Genomic DNA, 15958 nt, shown 5'->3' with positions numbered 1-15958 from the left:
TGTCAGACGTCGATGGATTGCATCACCTGTGGCTCGATTACGTCGACACCGGGCAGACCGTCGATCAGGGCTTGTGCCGACTGTTCCAGGATCGGGAAGGTGCGGTAGTGGCAGGGGATCACCGTCTTGAAGTCGAAATAGCGCTTGGCGGCATAGGCCGCGCCCTGCATGTCCATGGTGAAATGGCCCCCGGCACTGAGAATGCCGATATCGGGTTTGTAATAATCCCCCATCCAGTCCATGTCGGCCATGATGCCGGTATCGCCCGACAGATAGACCACATGCCCCTCGGCGGCGATCATGTAACCCACCTCGGACCCGCCGCTGCGCAGCCCCTCCGGCGTGGTGAAGGTCGAGCTGTGCGAGGCCGGCACCATCGACACCCGCACCCCGTTCAGGGTCACCGTGCCGCCCTTGTTGAAGCCCACGGTCTCGATCTCTTCGGCCTCGCTCCAATAGCCCATCAGGTCGTATTGACCCACCACCGGCACCTTGAGCAGACGCGCCAGCGGCAGCACATCGACCACATGGTCGAAATGGGTATGAGTCAGCAGGATATGGGTGGCGCCCATGACGGCGGCGTCATGCTGATCCTCGGGCAGGGAAGGGTTGCCATTGAGCCAGGGATCGACCAGCAGCACGGCGTCGCCGCTCTCGATCCGGAAACTGCCATGTCCCAGCCAGATGATCTTCATGTGTCTTTCTCCCTGATATGTCTTGGTTTCACCCTAGCATCCGCTAAATGAAAATCCATGGATTGGTTGCGCGAAATCGACGGCTATTGCGAAAGGCTGGGGCCGGGATACTGGGCCGAGCCGGTGAACGCTGTGACCAACCTTGCCTTTGTGCTGGCGGCCGTCCTGATGTGGTGGCGCACGCGGGGCGCGCGTGACCGGATCGAGGCGGCACTGATCGCTGTACTGGCGCTGATCGGGCTGGGTAGTTTCCTGTTCCACACTTATGCTCAGGTCTGGGCCGCACTGGCCGATACGCTGCCCATCGTGGCTTATGTGCTGATCTACATCTATGCGATCAACCGCGCCGGATGGGGCCTGCGCATGCCGCAGGCGCTGCTGCTGACGGGGGGCTTCTTTCCGTATGCCGCTGCCACGGTGCCGCTGTTCGGGTTGTTTCCGGGCCTCGGCGGGTCGGCGGCCTATGCGCCGATCCCGTTTCTGATCCTGGTCTATGCCGCCCTGTTGCACCGCCGGGCGCCCGCGCTGGCCCGCGGTCTGGCGCTGGGCGCGGGGATTCTTGTTCTTTCGATCACGTTTCGGGCGCTGGACGATCCGCTGTGTGGGGGATGGCCTCTGGGTACCCATTTCCTCTGGCATCTGTTGAACGCGCTCATGCTGGGCTGGATGGTCGAGGTCTATCATCGTCATCGGCGCGGGATCCGAGCCTGAGTTTCCGGGATTGACGGAACCGGTTTGGACCGCCGATATGGGCCGCTGAAACGGGGAGAGGCGGATATGGGCGATCTGACGGCAGATGTTCTGGTGGTCGGCGGCGGCACCGCGGGCTTTGGTGCGGCGGTGACAGCGGGACGGCTGGGGCTCGATGTGGTGCTGCTCGAGGCCGGGACCAAGGTGGGCGGGGTCATGGCGTTCTGTCCCGGCATGCCCTGGGGCGCGGCCTATCCGCAGGATGAGAGCATCGGCGGGCTGATGCAGGAATTGACCGACCGGCTGATGGCGATGGACCCGCCGATGGCCGAGAAGCGGCCCTGCACGCTGGAAAACTTCGGCCCCGAGATCCAGTACGATCACGACGCCGCCACCACGATGATGTTCGAGATGCTGGAAGAGGCGGGCGTGCGGGTGTTCCTGGGCGCGGTGGCCTTTGCCCCGGTGATGGCGGGGGATCGCATTGCCGCGGTCGAGTTCTTCGACCGGCGCGGACCACAGCGGATTGCGGCGCGGATCGTGATCGACTGTTCCGGCGATGGCGACATCTCGGCCAAGGCGGGGGTGCCCTTCACGCTGGGCGACGGGCAGGGCAACATGATGGCGGTGACCCTGTCCTTTTTCATGGAGGGCGCCGATTGGGACCGGGTATTTGCCGAGAACGATCCTTATTTCCGCCGTTACGCCGCCAAGGGGATTGCCGAGGGGCGGCTGCATCCACATCTGGCGCAGCTCTACCTGATGAAGGGGTTCCATCGCGGCACGGTCTTCTGCAACTCGGTCGCCATTCGCGGGGTGGATGGCACCAACCCCGCCGATGTGACCCGCGCGACGCAAGAGGGGCGGCGGCGTTGCCTGCAACTGGCCCAGTTCCTGCGTTCGGATGTGCCGGGCTTCGAGGCCGCGCATATGTCGCAGCTGGGTCCGACCGTGGGTGTGCGCGAAACGCGCAAGCTGGAAGGGGTGTACAAGGTCACCGGCGCCGATCTGGCGGCGGGCACCAAGTTTGCCGACGGGATCGTCGCCTGTGACAATCCGATCGACGATGTGATGCGCACCTCGGATCAGATGACCCATGACGCCATGGTCGAGCGCGGCGGCTATTACACCATCCCTTTCCGGTCGCTGTTGCCGAAAGCGGTTGCGAACCTGATGTTCGCGGGGCGCATCCTGTCGGCCGATCTGGTGGCCTTTGCTTCGGTCCGGGGGATGCCGCAATGCATGGCGATGGGACAGGCGACCGGAACGGCGGCGCATCTGGCGATCCGCGATGGCATTCCGGTTCAGCAGGTGGATCGTGCCGAGCTGGTGGCAATGCTGATCCGGCAAGGGGTTTCGCGCCTTGGGTGACTGGTTGGAACGCAATAAGCGTTCAGAAGCATTCTAAAATCTGTATTTTCCATCTTTGATTGATCAAAAAGCTTTGCCATTCGTTCAGTTGTTTGAACGATTGGTCATGGTGATTGAACGGGTGAACATTCACGCCGGGCGCGTTGTGATGCAGTTTCCTGACACACCCGCCAGTCAACTGGCCGGGCGATATCAGTCAACTGAAAGGAAACCAAACGATGCCTCGCATGATCACCTTTACCGCAGCCGCCCTGTCGGCCCTGCTCGCCTTTGGCCCGGCCATGGCCGCCGACGAAATCAACGTGGTGCCCGGCCTGACCGCCGCTGGCGCGCCGCTGGGCCTGCATGGGTCGGACCCGGTCGCGCTGCTCGACAAGGGCAAGAACCGCGAAGGCAGCGCCGCGCATACCGCCGTGCATGACGGCGTGGCCTATTATTTTGCCTCCGAGAAGAACCTCAAGGCGTTCCAGGCCAACCCCGATCACTACTCCGTGCAGAACGGCGGCTTCTGCACCTTTGGCGTCTCGGTCGGCAAGAAGTTCGATGGCGACCCGAACTATGCCGCCGTGGTCGACGGCAAGCTCTATGTCTTTCTGAACGAGGAAATCTACAAGATGTTCGAGCAGGACAAGGCTGGCACCATCGCCAAAGCGGCGGCCAACTGGACCAAGATCGAGCACAAGGCGGCCAAGGATCTCTGATCCCGCCCGCACCCCGGACCGGCCCGTGCGACCTCTCGCGCGGGCCGTTTCGTGTTCGGTCGCTTGACCTTTGCTGTGCGCGCCGGTCATCTGCGCGGACGCATTGGGAGTGAGCGATGACGGCGGCGGTTATGACCGACAAGGCGCGGCGCGCCGGGATCGCGGGCGCGATAGCCTGCACCACCATCTTTGCGCTGACCGTTGGCCTCAGCTTTCCGCTCTTGTCGCTGGTGCTGGAGGATCAGGGCACCAGCGAGGCCGCCATCGGGGTCAACGCGGCGATGACGCCGCTGGGGATCATGATCGCCTCGCCCTTTTACCCGCGCCTGATCGAGCGATTCGGAAGCTGGCAGGTGGCCGTCGGCTCGCTGCTGCTGTCGGCGCTCTTGATCGTGGCGCTGGGGCTGACCCGGTCCTTTGGAGCCTTTCTGGTGCTGCGGCTGGCGCTGGGCATGGCCGATGTGGGCATCTTCATCGTGTCGGAAACATGGATCAACCAGCTCGCCCGCCCCGAGACGCGAGGCCGGGTGGTGGGCATCTATGCCACCGCTCTGTCTGTGGGCTTTGGTGCGGGGCCGTTCACGCTGGCGCTGATCGGGTTCCAGGGGTTTGCGCCCTTTGCCGTCGGCGCGGCGTGTTGTGTCCTGGCCATCGGCGTGGTGCTGGCGGTGCGCGCCCATGCGCCGGATGTCTCGGACGAGGCGCCGGTGTCGCCGCTGGGGTTCCTGCGCCGGGCGCCGACCCTGCTGGCGGCGATTTGCGTCTATGCCTTCTGGGAGGGCGCGATGCTGTCGCTGTTTCCGGTCTTTGGACTGGCGGCGGGGCTGACGGTGGCGGTAGCAACCTCAGCCCTGTCGGTGGCGTTCCTGGGCAACACGGTGTTGCAGATCCCCATCGGATGGCTGTCGGACCGCAGCTCGCGGCGGCAGGTGATGGTTCTGTGTGCCGTTTTGACCGCGCTGGGCGCATTGCTGCTGCCCGGCCTGCCCGACCGGTTGCCGCTGTTTCTGGGCGTGCTCTTTGTCTTTGGCGCCACGGCTGGGGGCCTGTACACGATGGCGATGTCGGAACTGGGCGACCGGTTCAGTGGCAGCGACCTGGTGGCGGGAAATGCCGCCTTTGCCATCGCCTTTGGTATGGGCGGCATGATCGGCGGGCCGATTACCGGTGCTGCGATGCAACTGACCGGCAATGGCGGTTTTGCCGGGGTTCTGGCGCTGATTTTCGCGGCAATGGCGGCGCTGGCCTATCTGCGCAGGCGGCGCGGCTGACCATCGCCATTCCGTTGCCCTTGCGACCGCGCCCATGGGGCGGTAAATGCGGGCCTGACGCAGATGAGGGAAACCGATGTCGATTGACCAAAGCACCGCCGCCAAAGTGGCCAAGCTGGCCCGGATCAAGGTGGACGAAGACGCGCTGCCGGCGCTCGCCGCCGAATTCAACACCATCCTCGGTTTCATCGAGCAACTGAACGAGGTGGATGTCGAAGGCGTCGAGCCGATGGTCTCGGTCACGCCGATGCGGCTGAAGCGCCGTGCCGACGGGGTGACCGATGGCAATCAGCAGGCCAAGGTCCTGTCCAACGCGCCCGACGCGCGCGAGGGGTTTTTCGCGGTTCCCAAGGTGGTGGAGTAAGACATGAGCGATCTGAACACGCTGACGCTGGCCCAGGCGCGCGATGCGCTGCGCAAGGGCGAGACCACCTCGGTCGCGCTGACCGAAGCCTGCCTTGCCGCCATCGAGGGGGCAGGGGCGCTGAACGCCTTTGTCCATAAGACCCCCGAGATCGCGCTGGAGCGGGCAAAGGCCGCTGACGTGCGGTTGCAATCGGGCGATGCGCCCAAGATGTGCGGCCTGCCGATCGGCATCAAGGACCTGTTCTGCACCAAGGGCGTGCCGTCTCAGGCGGCCAGCCGTATCCTTGAAGGGTTCAAGCCGGAATACGAATCCACCGTCAGCCAGCAACTGGCCGACGCCGGTGCCGTCATGCTGGGCAAGCTCAACATGGACGAATTCGCCATGGGCTCGTCCAACGAGACCTCGTGCTATGGCAATGCGGTCAACCCCTGGCGGCGCGGCAATGACGACGCGGCGCTGACGCCGGGCGGTTCCTCGGGTGGCTCCGCCGCCGCCGTGGCCGCCGATCTGTGCCTGGCGGCGACCGGCACCGATACCGGCGGCTCGATCCGCCAGCCTGCCGCCTTTGTCGGCATTACCGGCATCAAGCCGACCTATGGCCGCTGCTCACGCTGGGGCATCGTGGCCTTTGCCAGCTCGCTGGATCAGGCCGGGCCGATGACCAAGGACGTGCGCGACGCCGCCATCATGCTTGAGGCGATGTGCGGCCACGACCCCAAGGATTCGACCAGCGCCGATCTGGCGGTGCCCGATTTCGAGGCGATGCTGACGGGCGATATCCGCGGCAAGGTGATCGGCATCCCGCGCGAATACCGCATGGACGGCATGCCCGAAGAGATCGAGGCGCTGTGGCAGCAAGGCACCGAGATGCTGCGCGCCGCCGGGGCCGAGATCCGCGACATCTCGCTGCCGCATACCAAATACGCGCTGCCCACCTATTACGTGATCGCGCCCGCCGAGGCGTCGTCGAACCTCGCCCGCTATGACGGGGTGCGCTATGGCCACCGCGCCAAGCTGGCACAGGGTGACGGCATCACCGAGATGTATGAAAAAACCCGCGCCGAAGGGTTCGGACACGAGGTGCAGCGCCGGGTCATGGTCGGCACCTATGTGCTGTCGGCGGGTTTCTACGACGCCTATTACAACCGCGCCCGCAAGGTGCGCAGCCTGATCAAGAAGGACTTCGAGGATGTGTTCGCTGCCGGGGTCGATGCGATCCTGACACCCGCCACCCCCTCGGCGGCCTTTGGTCTGGGCGAGATGGCGGATGCCGATCCGGTGCAGATGTATCTCAACGACGTGTTCACCGTCACCGTGAACCTCGCTGGCCTGCCCGGCGTGTCGGTACCTGCCGGGCTTGACAAGCAGGGGCTGCCCTTGGGCCTGCAACTGATCGGCCGTCCGTGGGAGGAAGGCGATTTGCTGAATACGGCCTATGCCCTGGAACAGGCGGCGGGCTTTGTGGCCAAGCCCGGAAAATGGTGGTAAACCTGTCACCAAAGCAAAAGAGCAGGACGGCAACAATGCGCGTATTCTATCTTGTCCCCGTGATCGGGGTGCTTGCGGCCTGTGATCCGGCGGTGCCGGATTCGGCGGCCGGGGTCGGTTTCAACACACCCGAATACCAGGCCCAGCGCGACGCGGTGCTTCAGGGCCAGACGGTGACCGGTGATCCGCTGATCCCGCCCTCGGCGGTGTCCAGCGAAGGTTTGCCGCCCGCCGGATCAGCAACGGTCGACCCAGCCACCGCGGTCCCGGTTCAGACCACCGCCCAGACCGCAGCCTATGTACCGCAATCTGGTGACACAGCGGACGATATCGCCCGTGAAACTGCGGCGGCGCTGGCCGCCGCCAATGGCAATTCCGGCGTCGCCCCGGTCGAGGCCAGCCCCTCGAACCCGGCGCCCGCACTGGTCAGCAATCCCGGTATCTCCGACGAGCAGGATTTCCAGGCCGTTGCCAGCCGCGAGTCGATTCAAAGCGATGCCGAACGCATCGCCCAGAATCGCGCCTCGTATCAGGTGGTCGCTCCCACGGCGCTGCCTCAGCGCGACGCGGATGGCACCCCAAATGTGGTGCAATACGCGCTGTCGACCAGCCACCCCAAAGGCACCCAGGTCTATAGCCGCGCCGGGTTCAACCTCGCCGCCAAGGCCGAGCGCAATTGCGCCGCCTTCCCCTCACCTGACCAGGCCCAGATCGAGTTCCTGTCCAACGGTGGCCCGCAGCGCGACCGCAAGGGGCTGGACCCGGATGGCGATGGTTATGCCTGTGGTTGGGATCCGGCGCCGTTCCGCCGCGCGGTACAGAACTAGGGCGGCGTGACTCCGCACTGGCACCCCTCTCCCAATTTCGGACCCCGCCGCGACGCGCTGACCCCGTCGCTGGTGGTGCTGCATTATACCGCCATGGACAGCGCCGAGGCGGCGCTTGAGCGGCTCTGCGACCCGGTGGCCGAGGTTTCGGCCCATTACCTGATCGGTGCCGATGGAAGGCTCTGGCAGATGGTGAACGAGGCCGACCGCGCCTGGCATGCAGGCGTAGGGGAATGGCAGGGGCTGGATGACATCAATTCACGCTCCATCGGGATCGAGCTCGACAACCGCGGCGATCACCCGTTCTCGGCGCCACAGATGGCCACGCTGGATGGCCTGCTGACGGATATCTTGCGCCGCTGGGCTATCCCACCCACAGGCGTGATCGGTCACTCGGACATGGCGCCCGGGCGCAAATGCGATCCCGGCCCGCGATTCGACTGGGCCCGCCTCGCCCGGCTTGGTCTCGCCGAGAGGTCGGGAAGCGAGACATGCTCAGACGACCCCACACCCGAGCAGCTGCGCGTCGCTGCCTGTGCGGTAGGTTTCACCGCGCCTGCCGATGACGAGACGTTGCTGGCGGCCCTGCGCTTGCGCTACCGCCCCTGGGGCCGTGGCCCGCTCTGCGCCGCGGATCTGGCCGCCTTGCCCCTTCATTCCGCTGAAAATACTCCGGGGTGAATTGGCCGCAGGCCAAGAGGGGCAGCGCCCCTTTTCCGCCCGCCTCTTGACCTCTCCTCCGCCAGCGCCTAACTGCGGAACCGCGCGGAGGGCCGGATGGCCGCGTGGGGGGGCGACCCCCGCGAGGAAAGTCCGGACTCCATGAAGCAGCGGTGCCGGGTAACGCCCGGGCGGGGAAACCCGACGGAAAGCGCCACAGAGAACAGTCCGCCGCGCAGGTCGCGGCAAGGGTGAAACGGTGGGGTAAGAGCCCACCGCGCCCCTGGCAACAGGGGCGGCACGGCAAGCCCCACCGGGAGCAATGCCAAATAGGACCCCCGCGCGGGACGCGTCGGTTTCGGCCGATACCTCCGCTAGGCCGCTTCAGCCGAGAGGGGTCGGGTTGGCAGCTAGAGGCGCCTGGCAACAGGCGCACCAGAGGAATGGTCATCGAAGGGGGCAACCCCGGAACAGAATCCGGCTTACAGGCCCTCCGCGCGCATTTTCCCGGGCTCGCCCTATTGACTCGGCCCACACGCCGGGTAAAAGCGCAGCCTCAGGACAGAATTCAACCGAAAGGCCCCTGCCTTTTCGGACGCAGGAGATAACCATGGCGAAGCCGACGACCATCAAGATCCGTCTGAACTCGACCGCGGGCACGGGCCACTTCTACGTGACCAAGAAGAACGCGCGTACGATGACCGAAAAAATGACCGTGCGTAAGTACGATCCGGTTGTGCGCAAGCATGTCGAGTACAAGGAAGGCAAGATCAAGTAAACTTGAGCCTTCGAAAAGCCGATGAGGGCCACTCTTTTAGGGTGGCCTTTTTCGTTTTGGCCGAATGGGGGGCTCTGGCCGCTTGCTTTTGCGACCCCGGCAAGGCTAGGCTTGCCGTGTCTGCCACCAAGCTCATGACGGTTATGAAGAAAATCCTGCTGCCCGCCCTTGCTCTGATGTCTCTGTCCGCCTGTGCCAGCCTGTGGCACCGCGAAGGGGTGGGGTTCACCGGTATCGACGGTGAGCCCAAGACCATTACCGAGAAGAGGGGGAGCGCCGATTACGTGGCGCGCCGTCTGAGCGTGCCGGCGGAACTTGCGGGCAAGCCTGTCCAGCGCCTGCAAAGCGAGAAAGGCGATATCGCCAGCCTGGCCGGGGTCGCCATCGGTGCTGGTGGCCGCAACCCGCAGACTGCGGTCGAGGTAGGGAGCGGTACCCTCGATTTGTATCTGAGCACGGTCGAAGTGAACGGAGTTCTTTTTGCGGTGCTGCGTACACCTGAGGACGGGATCGACCGGCTGGCAGAGGATGCAGGCGCCTCTTTTGCCCAATCGGTGCCACGCCTGACCGGCTGTTTGACCGGTGGCCAGGTATTTCGTTCCGGGCAGTCGAAGCGGTCCACCGGACTTGCGGTTCCCCTCGACTGTCGCTGAAGGCGACAGCGGGGCGCAACGGAACAGCGGGGCGCAACGGAAAAGGGCGGGGAATTCCCCGCCCTTCATTCGTTCTGTCAGTTGCTGACTTATTCGCGGTTGCCGAGGAATTGCAGCAGGAACATGAACAGGTTGATGAAGTCCAGATAGAGGCTCAGCGCACCCATGATGGCAGCCTTACCCAGCCATTCCTGATCGCCGGAATGGGCCATTTGCAGATAGGTGTTCTTGATGTTCTGGGTATCATAGGCGGTCAGGCCGGCGAAAATCAGAACGCCGATCGCCGAGATCGCAAAGGCCATGGCCGAAGACGCCAAGAAGATGTTGACTACCGAGGCGACGATCAGGCCGATCAGACCCATCACCAGGAAGGTGCCCATGGCGCTCAGGTCCTTCTTGGTCGTGTAGCCGTAAAGCGACAGACCGGCAAAGGCGATGGCGGTGATCAGGAACACCTGAATGATCGACTGGCCGGTAAAGACCAGGAAGATCGAGCTGATCGACAGACCCATCACAAAGGCGAAGGTGTAGAAGATCAGCTGTGCGGCGGCGGCCGACAGGCGGTTGATGGCGGCGCTGAACCCAAAGACAAAGGCCAGCGGCGCGAACATGATCACCCATTTCAGCGGCGAGGCGTAAAGCGAATAGCCGATCTGGGTCAGGTATTTGTCGGCGCTCAGCTGGGCCACGGCCGCGCTAGGATCGGTGGTCACCGCCAGACCCGAGATCGCCCAGGCCGCGGCAAAGGTGATCAGCATGCCCACGGACATGGTGCCGTAGACTTTGTTCATATGGGCGCGCAGGCCCTCGTCGATCTGGGCAGCGCGCGAACCGGCAGTAGTGGACCGGATCGTGTCGAATTGAGCCATTTGAGTCTCCCTGAAATCAAACTCGGGCCGCAAGGGCTACCCTGCGGCATTCCCGTCAAATATCGGAGAGCGAACCCGTGAATTCAAGTATTTCCGAGTCGGATTTAGGCTCAATCCACCCGAAAAAATGGCCCGCGCGGGGCGGGCCAAGGCAGGGGAAGAGCTGAAGCTGCTGTTCCGGCTTATTTCAGCCAGTGATGCGGGGCATCCCAGAACGGCCTCGCGGCCTCGGTCCGGGCCTCGGCGCGGGTGATCCCCATGTCTTCGAGCGCCCGGTCGTCGAGGTGCCGCAACTCCTGACGTTGGCGGCGCAGCGCCAGAAGGTCGTAGAATACGGCAAGCCGGGATCGGGGTGCGGGTCGGCAGGGGTGCGAGGCGGTGACAAAGGCCATGACGTGTCCTTTCTGATTTCGTGATGTGAGTTCGGGTGACAATCAATTTCCTTGATAGATATGGTGGGATGTGCTTCATTATGGAAACGAATGTTTTTGAACTCGTCCATCAAGGTTTGGAATGATACGCAATCTCGACATCACAACCCTGCGCAGTTTCGTGGCCGTGGCCGACAGTGGCGGTGTCACCCGGGCCGCAGGGTTCCTGCACCTGACCCAATCGGCGGTTTCCATGCAGATAAAGCGGCTGGAGGAACTCTTGGATCTGCAACTGCTGGACCGCAGCGGGCGCGGCATTGCGCTGACCGCCTCGGGTGAGCAACTGCTGGCCTATGCCCGCCGTATGGTGGCGATGAATGACGAGGTGATCGCACGGCTGACCGATCAGGCATTCGAGGGCGAGGTGGTGCTGGGCGTGCCGCACGATATCGTCTATCCGGCGATCCCGCGCGTGCTCCAGCAGTTCAACGCCGCTTATCCGCGGGTGCGGGTGCAACTCTTGTCCTGCTATACCTCCTGGCTGAAAGAGCAGTACGAACGTGGCGAATGCGACGTGATCCTGACCACCGAACCGGGGGGTGGCGATCATTGCGAGACGATTGCGGAACTGCCCCTGCGCTGGATCGGCGCGATGGGGGGCTCGGCCTGGCGGCAACGGCCGCTGAAACTGGCGCTGGGACGGCGCTGTCTGTTCCGTGCCAGCGTGATCGCGGCGCTGGATGCGGCGAATATCCCCTGGGAGCTCTCGGTCGAGACCGAGAACGACCGCACCATCGAGGCGACCGTGTCGGCCGATCTCGCGGTGCATGCGATGCTGGAAGGCACTGCCGCGCCGCATCTGGCGCAGATCGAGTCCGATGCGCTGCCGGTGCTGCCCTCGCACAAGATCAATCTTTACGGCGGCAAGGACGGCAAGGGACAGATCGTCGATGCCCTGGTGGACCTGGTTCGCCAGAACTTTGCCAAGATGGGTAACGGCCATCTGCGCGCGGTGAGCTGAGCGAGCGCTGGCAAGCGGTGCGCCTGCGGCGCAAGACGATATCTCGTCGTCGTGCCTCCTCCTCGGCGCGTGTCGCACCGCGACATGCCACCGCCAAGACAGTGAATGTGGCGGCGGTAGACGCCTCCGGCGGGAGTATTTGCGACCAGAAAGAAGCGGCTGTCAGGGGGTGATGACGACCTTGCCGGTGGCGGTTCGGCTGCGCAGAAGCTCCAGCCCTTCGGCGGCGCGTTCGAGGGGCAGGAGATGGCTGACATGCGGGTGCAGGCGCCCCTGCTGGTACCAGTCGAGCAGGGTCTGGAAACTGTCGCGGATCACCTCGGGGCGGAACTTCAGATAACCGCCGATGTAGAACCCGATCACGGTGAGATTCTTGACCAGCAGGTGATTGGCGGGGATTTGCGGCACCTCGCCGCCGGCAAAGCCGATGGGCAGCAGCCGCGCCTCGGGATTGGCGGCGCGGAAAGCGGCCTTGAAAACATCTCCCCCGATTGCGTCATAGACGACATCGACGCCGCCCAGGTCCAGCAGGCGGGCGCGCAGATCCTCATCGGCGTCGATCAGGATATCGGCTCCGGACTGGCGGGCGATCTCGAGCTTGTCTGCGCCACGGGCCTGCGCGATCACCCGCGCACCCATGAGTTTGCCGATCTCGACCGCAGTCAGGCCAACGCCGCCGGCGGCACCGGTGACCAGCAGCGTCTCGCCCGGTTGCAGGCGGGCGCGGTGATCGAGCGCCATATGGCTGGTGCCATAGGCAATCTGGAAGGCGGCGGCGTGTTCGAAACTCATGGCGTCAGGCAGGGGCAGGGCACGGTCCGCGTCGAAGACACCCTGTTCGGCAAGCCCACCCTGACCGGTGTAAAGGGCGATTCGGTCTCCGATTTTCAAATGCGAAACACCGGCGCCGAGGGCGTTGACTGTGCCTGCAACCTCCATCCCAAGTGTGAAAGGCGCGGTCGGTGTGTCCTGGTAAGTGCCCTTCTGCATCAGCAGGTCCGCGAAGTTCAGGCCACAAGCACGAATGTCGATCCGAACCTGGCCTGGGCCTGGTTCGGCTACCTGCTGATTGATCAGTTGCGCTGGGCTGCCGGCTCTTAGCACGGAGAATGAGCGCATCGGTTTTTCCTCTTGATTTACCGCCATAAAGACCGAGCTGGTGTGCTGAGTCAAACTGTGGCTCGGACGGCGAACATTGACTGCGTCACAGCGGCTCCTCTTTTGTCCTTGCAGTACCTTTCTGGGGTTGTATCGGTGGATTTCCGCCGCAACTTATGGTGCAGTTGAACTGCACAGGATTCAACCAACTTGAATTCAATTGCGATTTTCGGCATATTCATAGGCGGTGCGGTTCGGGTCGCTCAACGATATTAGGGAATACTTAATTGGCCGTGTCAGATGGTTGGGGCAGGCCGCGCCCTTTATGCCGATGCCCGGGCGGTTGTCAGTGTAACAGAGGAGAATTCGCATGACCCATCCTGTAGACGTTCACGTGGGGAAGCGTGTACGGCACCGTCGCTGGCTGATTGGTATGACTCAGCAACAGCTGGCCGAACAGGTCGGTATTAAGTTTCAGCAGATCCAGAAATACGAAACTGGAGCAAATCGCGTGAGCGCGTCCCGCCTTTGGGATATCGCAGAGGCACTCGACGTTCCCGTGAGCTTTTTCTTCGAAGGACTTGAAGAATCGGAGAAGGTTGCTGCCGAGAAATCGAGCGTACCCGCAGACCTGATGGGGGACAAGGAAGCGCTGGATCTGGTGCGGTCCTACTATGCCATTCCCGAAAATCAGCGTCGCCGCCTGTTCGAATTGGCACGCGTGCTGAGCGACGTGGCCTGATCCGAGCCTGCATATTGCAAAATGGTCTGACGGGTGGCAATGCATCGGCATGAAACCTGCTGACTATACCGATCTAGAGATCGCCGAAAAACTGGCCGATGCCGCCCGCGCGGCGATTCTTCCTTATTTCAGACGGCTGGATCTTGGGGCCGAAAACAAGCTCGACAGCGGCTTTGACCCGGTGACCGAGGCCGACCGAGCCGCTGAAATGGCAATGCGCGAAATCCTCGCTGAGCTGCGTCCCCAGGACGGTATTCATGGCGAGGAGTTTGATGAGGTTGAGGGGCGTTCTGGTCGCGTTTGGGTATTGGATCCAATCGATGGCACCCGGGGCTTTATCTCGGGCACACCGACATGGGGTGTGTTGATTGCCTTGTCGGATACCCATGGCCCTTTCCTTGGCGTGGTGGACCAGCCTTACATCGGCGAGCGCTTTGTCGGTACATCCGAGGGCGCATATGTGACTGGACCGCTTGGGCTGCAGGTACTGGCAACGCGGAAGGATACTGATCTGTCCGATGCGGTCCTCTTTACCACCTTCCCAGAACTTGGCAGTGCTGAGGAAGAGGCGGCATTCCGTGCCGTGTCGAGCCGGGTCAAACTGACCCGCTATGGAATGGATTGCTATGCCTACGCCCTGCTGGCGGCGGGGCTGGTCGATCTGGTGATCGAAGCTGGGTTGAAGGCAGTCGACATCCAGGCGCCCATCGCGTTGATCGAAGCGGCGGGCGGCATCGTTACAGATTGGACAGGTGGCCCCGCGCATGGGGGTGGGCGCGCCTTGGCGGCAGCCAATCCGCAAATACACAGCGCGGCGCTGGAACTCCTTCGTGGGGTGTGACCGCCTTGCAACCTGCCTCGGCTGGGCGTAACCTCTATTCAGCCGGTTCTTGAGCCCGTTTTCCGCCGGCCTGACACACTTCCTATGAAGCGGGCCCGACAGGGGAAGTGTGCACCATGACTGAACATCTGATTCGAAATGCCGATACCATTCTGACCATGGATGCGGACCGCAGTGAGCTGGTCGGCGCTGATATCCTGATCCGTGACGGGATCGTGGTCGCGATTGGCCCGAACCTCGCAACGATGGGCGAGGTGCATGAGGCGCGCGGCTGCGTGGTCACGCCGGGCCTCGTGAATACCCACCACCATCTGTATCAGAGCCTCACACGCGCCGTGCCGGGCGGGCAGGATGCGCTGTTGTTTGGCTGGCTCAAGACGCTCTATCCGATCTGGGCGCGCTTCGGCCCCGAGGAAATGTTCGTTTCGGCCCAGATCGGGCTGGCCGAGCTGGCGCTGTCAGGCTGCACGCTCAGTTCCGATCACCTCTACCTTTACCCCAATGGTGCGCGGCTGGACGATACCATCGCCGCCGCGGCCGAGCTGGGCCTGCGCTTTCACCCCACAAGGGGCGCCATGAGCATCGGCGAGAGCGCCGGTGGCCTGCCGCCCGATAGGCTGGTCGAGGGCGAGGCCGCGATCCTGGACGACATGATCCGGGTGGTCGATGCCTTTCACGACGCGGGCGAGGGCAGCATGTGCCGCGTGGGCCTTGCCCCCTGTTCGCCCTTTTCGGTCAGCCGCGACCTGATGCGCGACGCCGCCCTGCTGGCGCGGGACAAGGGCGTGATGCTGCACACCCATCTGGCCGAAAATGACGAGGACATCGCCTATAGCCTGGCGCAATTCGGTTGCCGCCCCGGCCAATATGCCGAGGATCTGGGCTGGGCCGGTCCTGATGTCTGGCACGCTCATTGCGTCAAGCTCGACGGGGCCGAGATCGATCTTTTCGCCCGTTCGCGCACCGGCGTCGCTCATTGCCCCTGTTCCAACTGTCGGCTGGGCAGCGGCATCGCCCCGGTCCGTGCGATGCGCGACGCGGGCGTGCCGGTGGGGCTGGGCGTCGATGGTTCGGCCAGCAATGACAGCGGCAACCTGATGGCAGAGGCGCGCCAGGCGATGCTGCTGCAACGGGTGGCGCGGGGCGCCGATGCCATGTCGGCCCGCGAGGCGCTCGAGATCGCCACCCGCGGCGGCGCCGATGTGCTGGGCCGCCCCGACTGCGGCCGACTGGAGCCTGGCAAGCGCGCCGATATCGCGGTCTGGGATGTCTCGGGCATCGACAGCGCCGGCAGCTGGGACCCTGCCGCGCTGCTGCTGGCCGGACCGACCCGGGTCAGGCACCTGTTTGTCGAAGGCCGCCAGATCGTGCGCGACGGCCAGATCACCACCATCGATCTGCCGCGCATGATCGAACGGCAAAACAGGCTGGCCCGGGCCCTGATGGGCTGAGCCTGTTCATCTTTTCGAAAATACTCCCGCCGGAGGCAAAGATTTTTCGGCGAAAAATCTTTCC

The 15958-nt window shown here is 63.7% G+C and carries 18 protein-coding genes and 1 other RNA gene; 15 read left to right on the top strand and 4 right to left on the bottom strand.

Annotation, left to right across the window (positions count from 1 at the left end):
- Window positions 1-2 precede the first annotated feature (2 nt).
- Window positions 3-695, bottom strand: coding sequence for a metal-dependent hydrolase (locus tag MB818_RS10870; protein WP_234139712.1), 693 nt, complete (start codon window positions 693-695; stop codon window positions 3-5).
- 57 nt (window positions 696-752) lie between these two features.
- Here MB818_RS10870 and MB818_RS10865 point away from each other — a divergent pair, with 57 nt between their 5' ends.
- The 11 genes from MB818_RS10865 to MB818_RS10815 all read left to right on the top strand — a co-directional run bounded on the left by MB818_RS10865 (window position 753) and on the right by MB818_RS10815 (window position 9501).
- Complete coding sequence (locus tag MB818_RS10865; protein WP_234139713.1) at window positions 753-1406, top strand: ceramidase domain-containing protein; 654 nt, start codon at window positions 753-755, stop codon at window positions 1404-1406.
- Window positions 1407-1472: 66 nt separating this feature from the next.
- The gene (locus MB818_RS10860; RefSeq protein ID WP_234139714.1) at window positions 1473-2756 is read left to right on the top strand and encodes an FAD-dependent oxidoreductase; all 1284 of its coding nucleotides are present in this window, start codon (window positions 1473-1475) and stop codon (window positions 2754-2756) included.
- Between the two features lie 218 nt (window positions 2757-2974).
- Window positions 2975-3457: a YHS domain-containing (seleno)protein gene (locus MB818_RS10855; protein WP_234139715.1), complete on the top strand. Its 483-nt coding sequence runs from the start codon at window positions 2975-2977 to the stop codon at window positions 3455-3457.
- 116 nt (window positions 3458-3573) lie between these two features.
- Window positions 3574-4728, top strand: coding sequence for an MFS transporter (locus MB818_RS10850; protein ID WP_234139716.1), 1155 nt, complete (start codon window positions 3574-3576; stop codon window positions 4726-4728).
- A gap of 76 nt (window positions 4729-4804) precedes the next feature.
- Complete coding sequence (gatC, locus tag MB818_RS10845; RefSeq protein WP_234139717.1) at window positions 4805-5092, top strand: Asp-tRNA(Asn)/Glu-tRNA(Gln) amidotransferase subunit GatC; 288 nt, start codon at window positions 4805-4807, stop codon at window positions 5090-5092.
- Window positions 5093-5095: 3 nt separating this feature from the next.
- Complete coding sequence (gene gatA / locus MB818_RS10840; protein WP_234139718.1) at window positions 5096-6583, top strand: Asp-tRNA(Asn)/Glu-tRNA(Gln) amidotransferase subunit GatA; 1488 nt, start codon at window positions 5096-5098, stop codon at window positions 6581-6583.
- A gap of 35 nt (window positions 6584-6618) precedes the next feature.
- Entirely contained in the window at window positions 6619-7410 is a 792-nt protein-coding gene (locus MB818_RS10835; protein ID WP_234139719.1) for a hypothetical protein, read from the top strand.
- A 6-nt stretch (window positions 7411-7416) separates the two neighbouring features.
- A complete protein-coding gene (locus MB818_RS10830; protein WP_238905075.1) occupies window positions 7417-8091 on the top strand; it encodes an N-acetylmuramoyl-L-alanine amidase in 675 nt (224 codons plus the stop codon).
- Window positions 8092-8175: 84 nt separating this feature from the next.
- Window positions 8176-8571, top strand: an RNA gene (gene rnpB / locus MB818_RS10825) — RNase P RNA component class A.
- Between the two features lie 109 nt (window positions 8572-8680).
- On the top strand, window positions 8681-8848 hold the full coding sequence (gene rpmG / locus MB818_RS10820; protein WP_007799108.1) for a 50S ribosomal protein L33: 168 nt from the start codon (window positions 8681-8683) through the stop codon (window positions 8846-8848).
- Between the two features lie 143 nt (window positions 8849-8991).
- A complete protein-coding gene (locus tag MB818_RS10815) occupies window positions 8992-9501 on the top strand; it encodes a hypothetical protein (RefSeq protein WP_234139721.1) in 510 nt (169 codons plus the stop codon).
- Window positions 9502-9590: 89 nt separating this feature from the next.
- Here MB818_RS10815 and MB818_RS10810 read toward each other — a convergent pair whose 3' ends face one another.
- Both MB818_RS10810 and MB818_RS10805 read right to left on the bottom strand, forming a co-directional pair.
- Window positions 9591-10370 carry a Bax inhibitor-1/YccA family protein gene (locus MB818_RS10810; RefSeq protein ID WP_234177748.1) on the bottom strand — a complete coding sequence of 260 codons (780 nt, stop codon included), beginning with the start codon at window positions 10368-10370 and terminating at the stop codon, window positions 9591-9593.
- Between the two features lie 182 nt (window positions 10371-10552).
- On the bottom strand, window positions 10553-10762 hold the full coding sequence (locus MB818_RS10805) for a DUF1127 domain-containing protein (RefSeq protein ID WP_234139723.1): 210 nt from the start codon (window positions 10760-10762) through the stop codon (window positions 10553-10555).
- A 121-nt stretch (window positions 10763-10883) separates the two neighbouring features.
- Between MB818_RS10805 and MB818_RS10800 the strand changes: the two genes are divergently transcribed.
- On the top strand, window positions 10884-11762 hold the full coding sequence (locus MB818_RS10800) for a LysR family transcriptional regulator (RefSeq protein ID WP_234177747.1): 879 nt from the start codon (window positions 10884-10886) through the stop codon (window positions 11760-11762).
- 162 nt (window positions 11763-11924) lie between these two features.
- Here the strand turns inward: MB818_RS10800 and MB818_RS10795 are convergent, their stop codons facing one another.
- Window positions 11925-12881 (bottom strand): NADPH:quinone oxidoreductase family protein, encoded by a 957-nt coding sequence (locus MB818_RS10795; protein ID WP_238905073.1) that lies wholly within the window; start codon window positions 12879-12881, stop codon window positions 11925-11927.
- 349 nt (window positions 12882-13230) lie between these two features.
- Here MB818_RS10795 and MB818_RS10790 point away from each other — a divergent pair, with 349 nt between their 5' ends.
- From MB818_RS10790 to MB818_RS10780, 3 genes are all read left to right on the top strand, one after another.
- Window positions 13231-13602, top strand: coding sequence for a helix-turn-helix domain-containing protein (locus tag MB818_RS10790; protein ID WP_234139726.1), 372 nt, complete (start codon window positions 13231-13233; stop codon window positions 13600-13602).
- A 49-nt stretch (window positions 13603-13651) separates the two neighbouring features.
- Window positions 13652-14443 carry a histidinol-phosphatase gene (hisN, locus tag MB818_RS10785; protein WP_234139727.1) on the top strand — a complete coding sequence of 264 codons (792 nt, stop codon included), beginning with the start codon at window positions 13652-13654 and terminating at the stop codon, window positions 14441-14443.
- A gap of 116 nt (window positions 14444-14559) precedes the next feature.
- Window positions 14560-15894 (top strand): 8-oxoguanine deaminase, encoded by a 1335-nt coding sequence (locus MB818_RS10780; RefSeq protein ID WP_238905068.1) that lies wholly within the window; start codon window positions 14560-14562, stop codon window positions 15892-15894.
- Window positions 15895-15958: the final 64 nt, after the last annotated feature.

It is taken from the genome of Ruegeria alba (genome assembly GCF_022321465.1).
In the GTDB taxonomy this organism is placed as follows: domain Bacteria; phylum Pseudomonadota; class Alphaproteobacteria; order Rhodobacterales; family Rhodobacteraceae; genus Ruegeria_B; species Ruegeria_B alba.
Note: the sequence above shows the minus strand (reverse complement) of the source record. Positions and strands in the feature narration are given on the sequence as shown.

Coding starts and splice junctions, on each gene's coding strand:
- MB818_RS10870 (WP_234139712.1), bottom strand. CDS start 695: ATGAAGATCATCTGGCTGGGACATGGCAGTTTCCGGATCGAGAGCGGC.
- gatC (WP_234139717.1), top strand. CDS start 4,805: ATGTCGATTGACCAAAGCACCGCCGCCAAAGTGGCCAAGCTGGCCCGG.
- gatA (WP_234139718.1), top strand. CDS start 5,096: ATGAGCGATCTGAACACGCTGACGCTGGCCCAGGCGCGCGATGCGCTG.
- MB818_RS10780 (WP_238905068.1), top strand. CDS start 14,560: ATGACTGAACATCTGATTCGAAATGCCGATACCATTCTGACCATGGAT.
- hisN (WP_234139727.1), top strand. CDS start 13,652: ATGAAACCTGCTGACTATACCGATCTAGAGATCGCCGAAAAACTGGCC.
- MB818_RS10790 (WP_234139726.1), top strand. CDS start 13,231: ATGACCCATCCTGTAGACGTTCACGTGGGGAAGCGTGTACGGCACCGT.
- MB818_RS10835 (WP_234139719.1), top strand. CDS start 6,619: ATGCGCGTATTCTATCTTGTCCCCGTGATCGGGGTGCTTGCGGCCTGT.
- MB818_RS10865 (WP_234139713.1), top strand. CDS start 753: ATGGATTGGTTGCGCGAAATCGACGGCTATTGCGAAAGGCTGGGGCCG.
- MB818_RS10800 (WP_234177747.1), top strand. CDS start 10,884: ATGATACGCAATCTCGACATCACAACCCTGCGCAGTTTCGTGGCCGTG.
- MB818_RS10815 (WP_234139721.1), top strand. CDS start 8,992: ATGAAGAAAATCCTGCTGCCCGCCCTTGCTCTGATGTCTCTGTCCGCC.
- MB818_RS10855 (WP_234139715.1), top strand. CDS start 2,975: ATGCCTCGCATGATCACCTTTACCGCAGCCGCCCTGTCGGCCCTGCTC.
- MB818_RS10810 (WP_234177748.1), bottom strand. CDS start 10,370: ATGGCTCAATTCGACACGATCCGGTCCACTACTGCCGGTTCGCGCGCT.
- MB818_RS10850 (WP_234139716.1), top strand. CDS start 3,574: ATGACGGCGGCGGTTATGACCGACAAGGCGCGGCGCGCCGGGATCGCG.
- rpmG (WP_007799108.1), top strand. CDS start 8,681: ATGGCGAAGCCGACGACCATCAAGATCCGTCTGAACTCGACCGCGGGC.
- MB818_RS10860 (WP_234139714.1), top strand. CDS start 1,473: ATGGGCGATCTGACGGCAGATGTTCTGGTGGTCGGCGGCGGCACCGCG.
- MB818_RS10805 (WP_234139723.1), bottom strand. CDS start 10,762: ATGGCCTTTGTCACCGCCTCGCACCCCTGCCGACCCGCACCCCGATCC.
- MB818_RS10795 (WP_238905073.1), bottom strand. CDS start 12,881: ATGCGCTCATTCTCCGTGCTAAGAGCCGGCAGCCCAGCGCAACTGATC.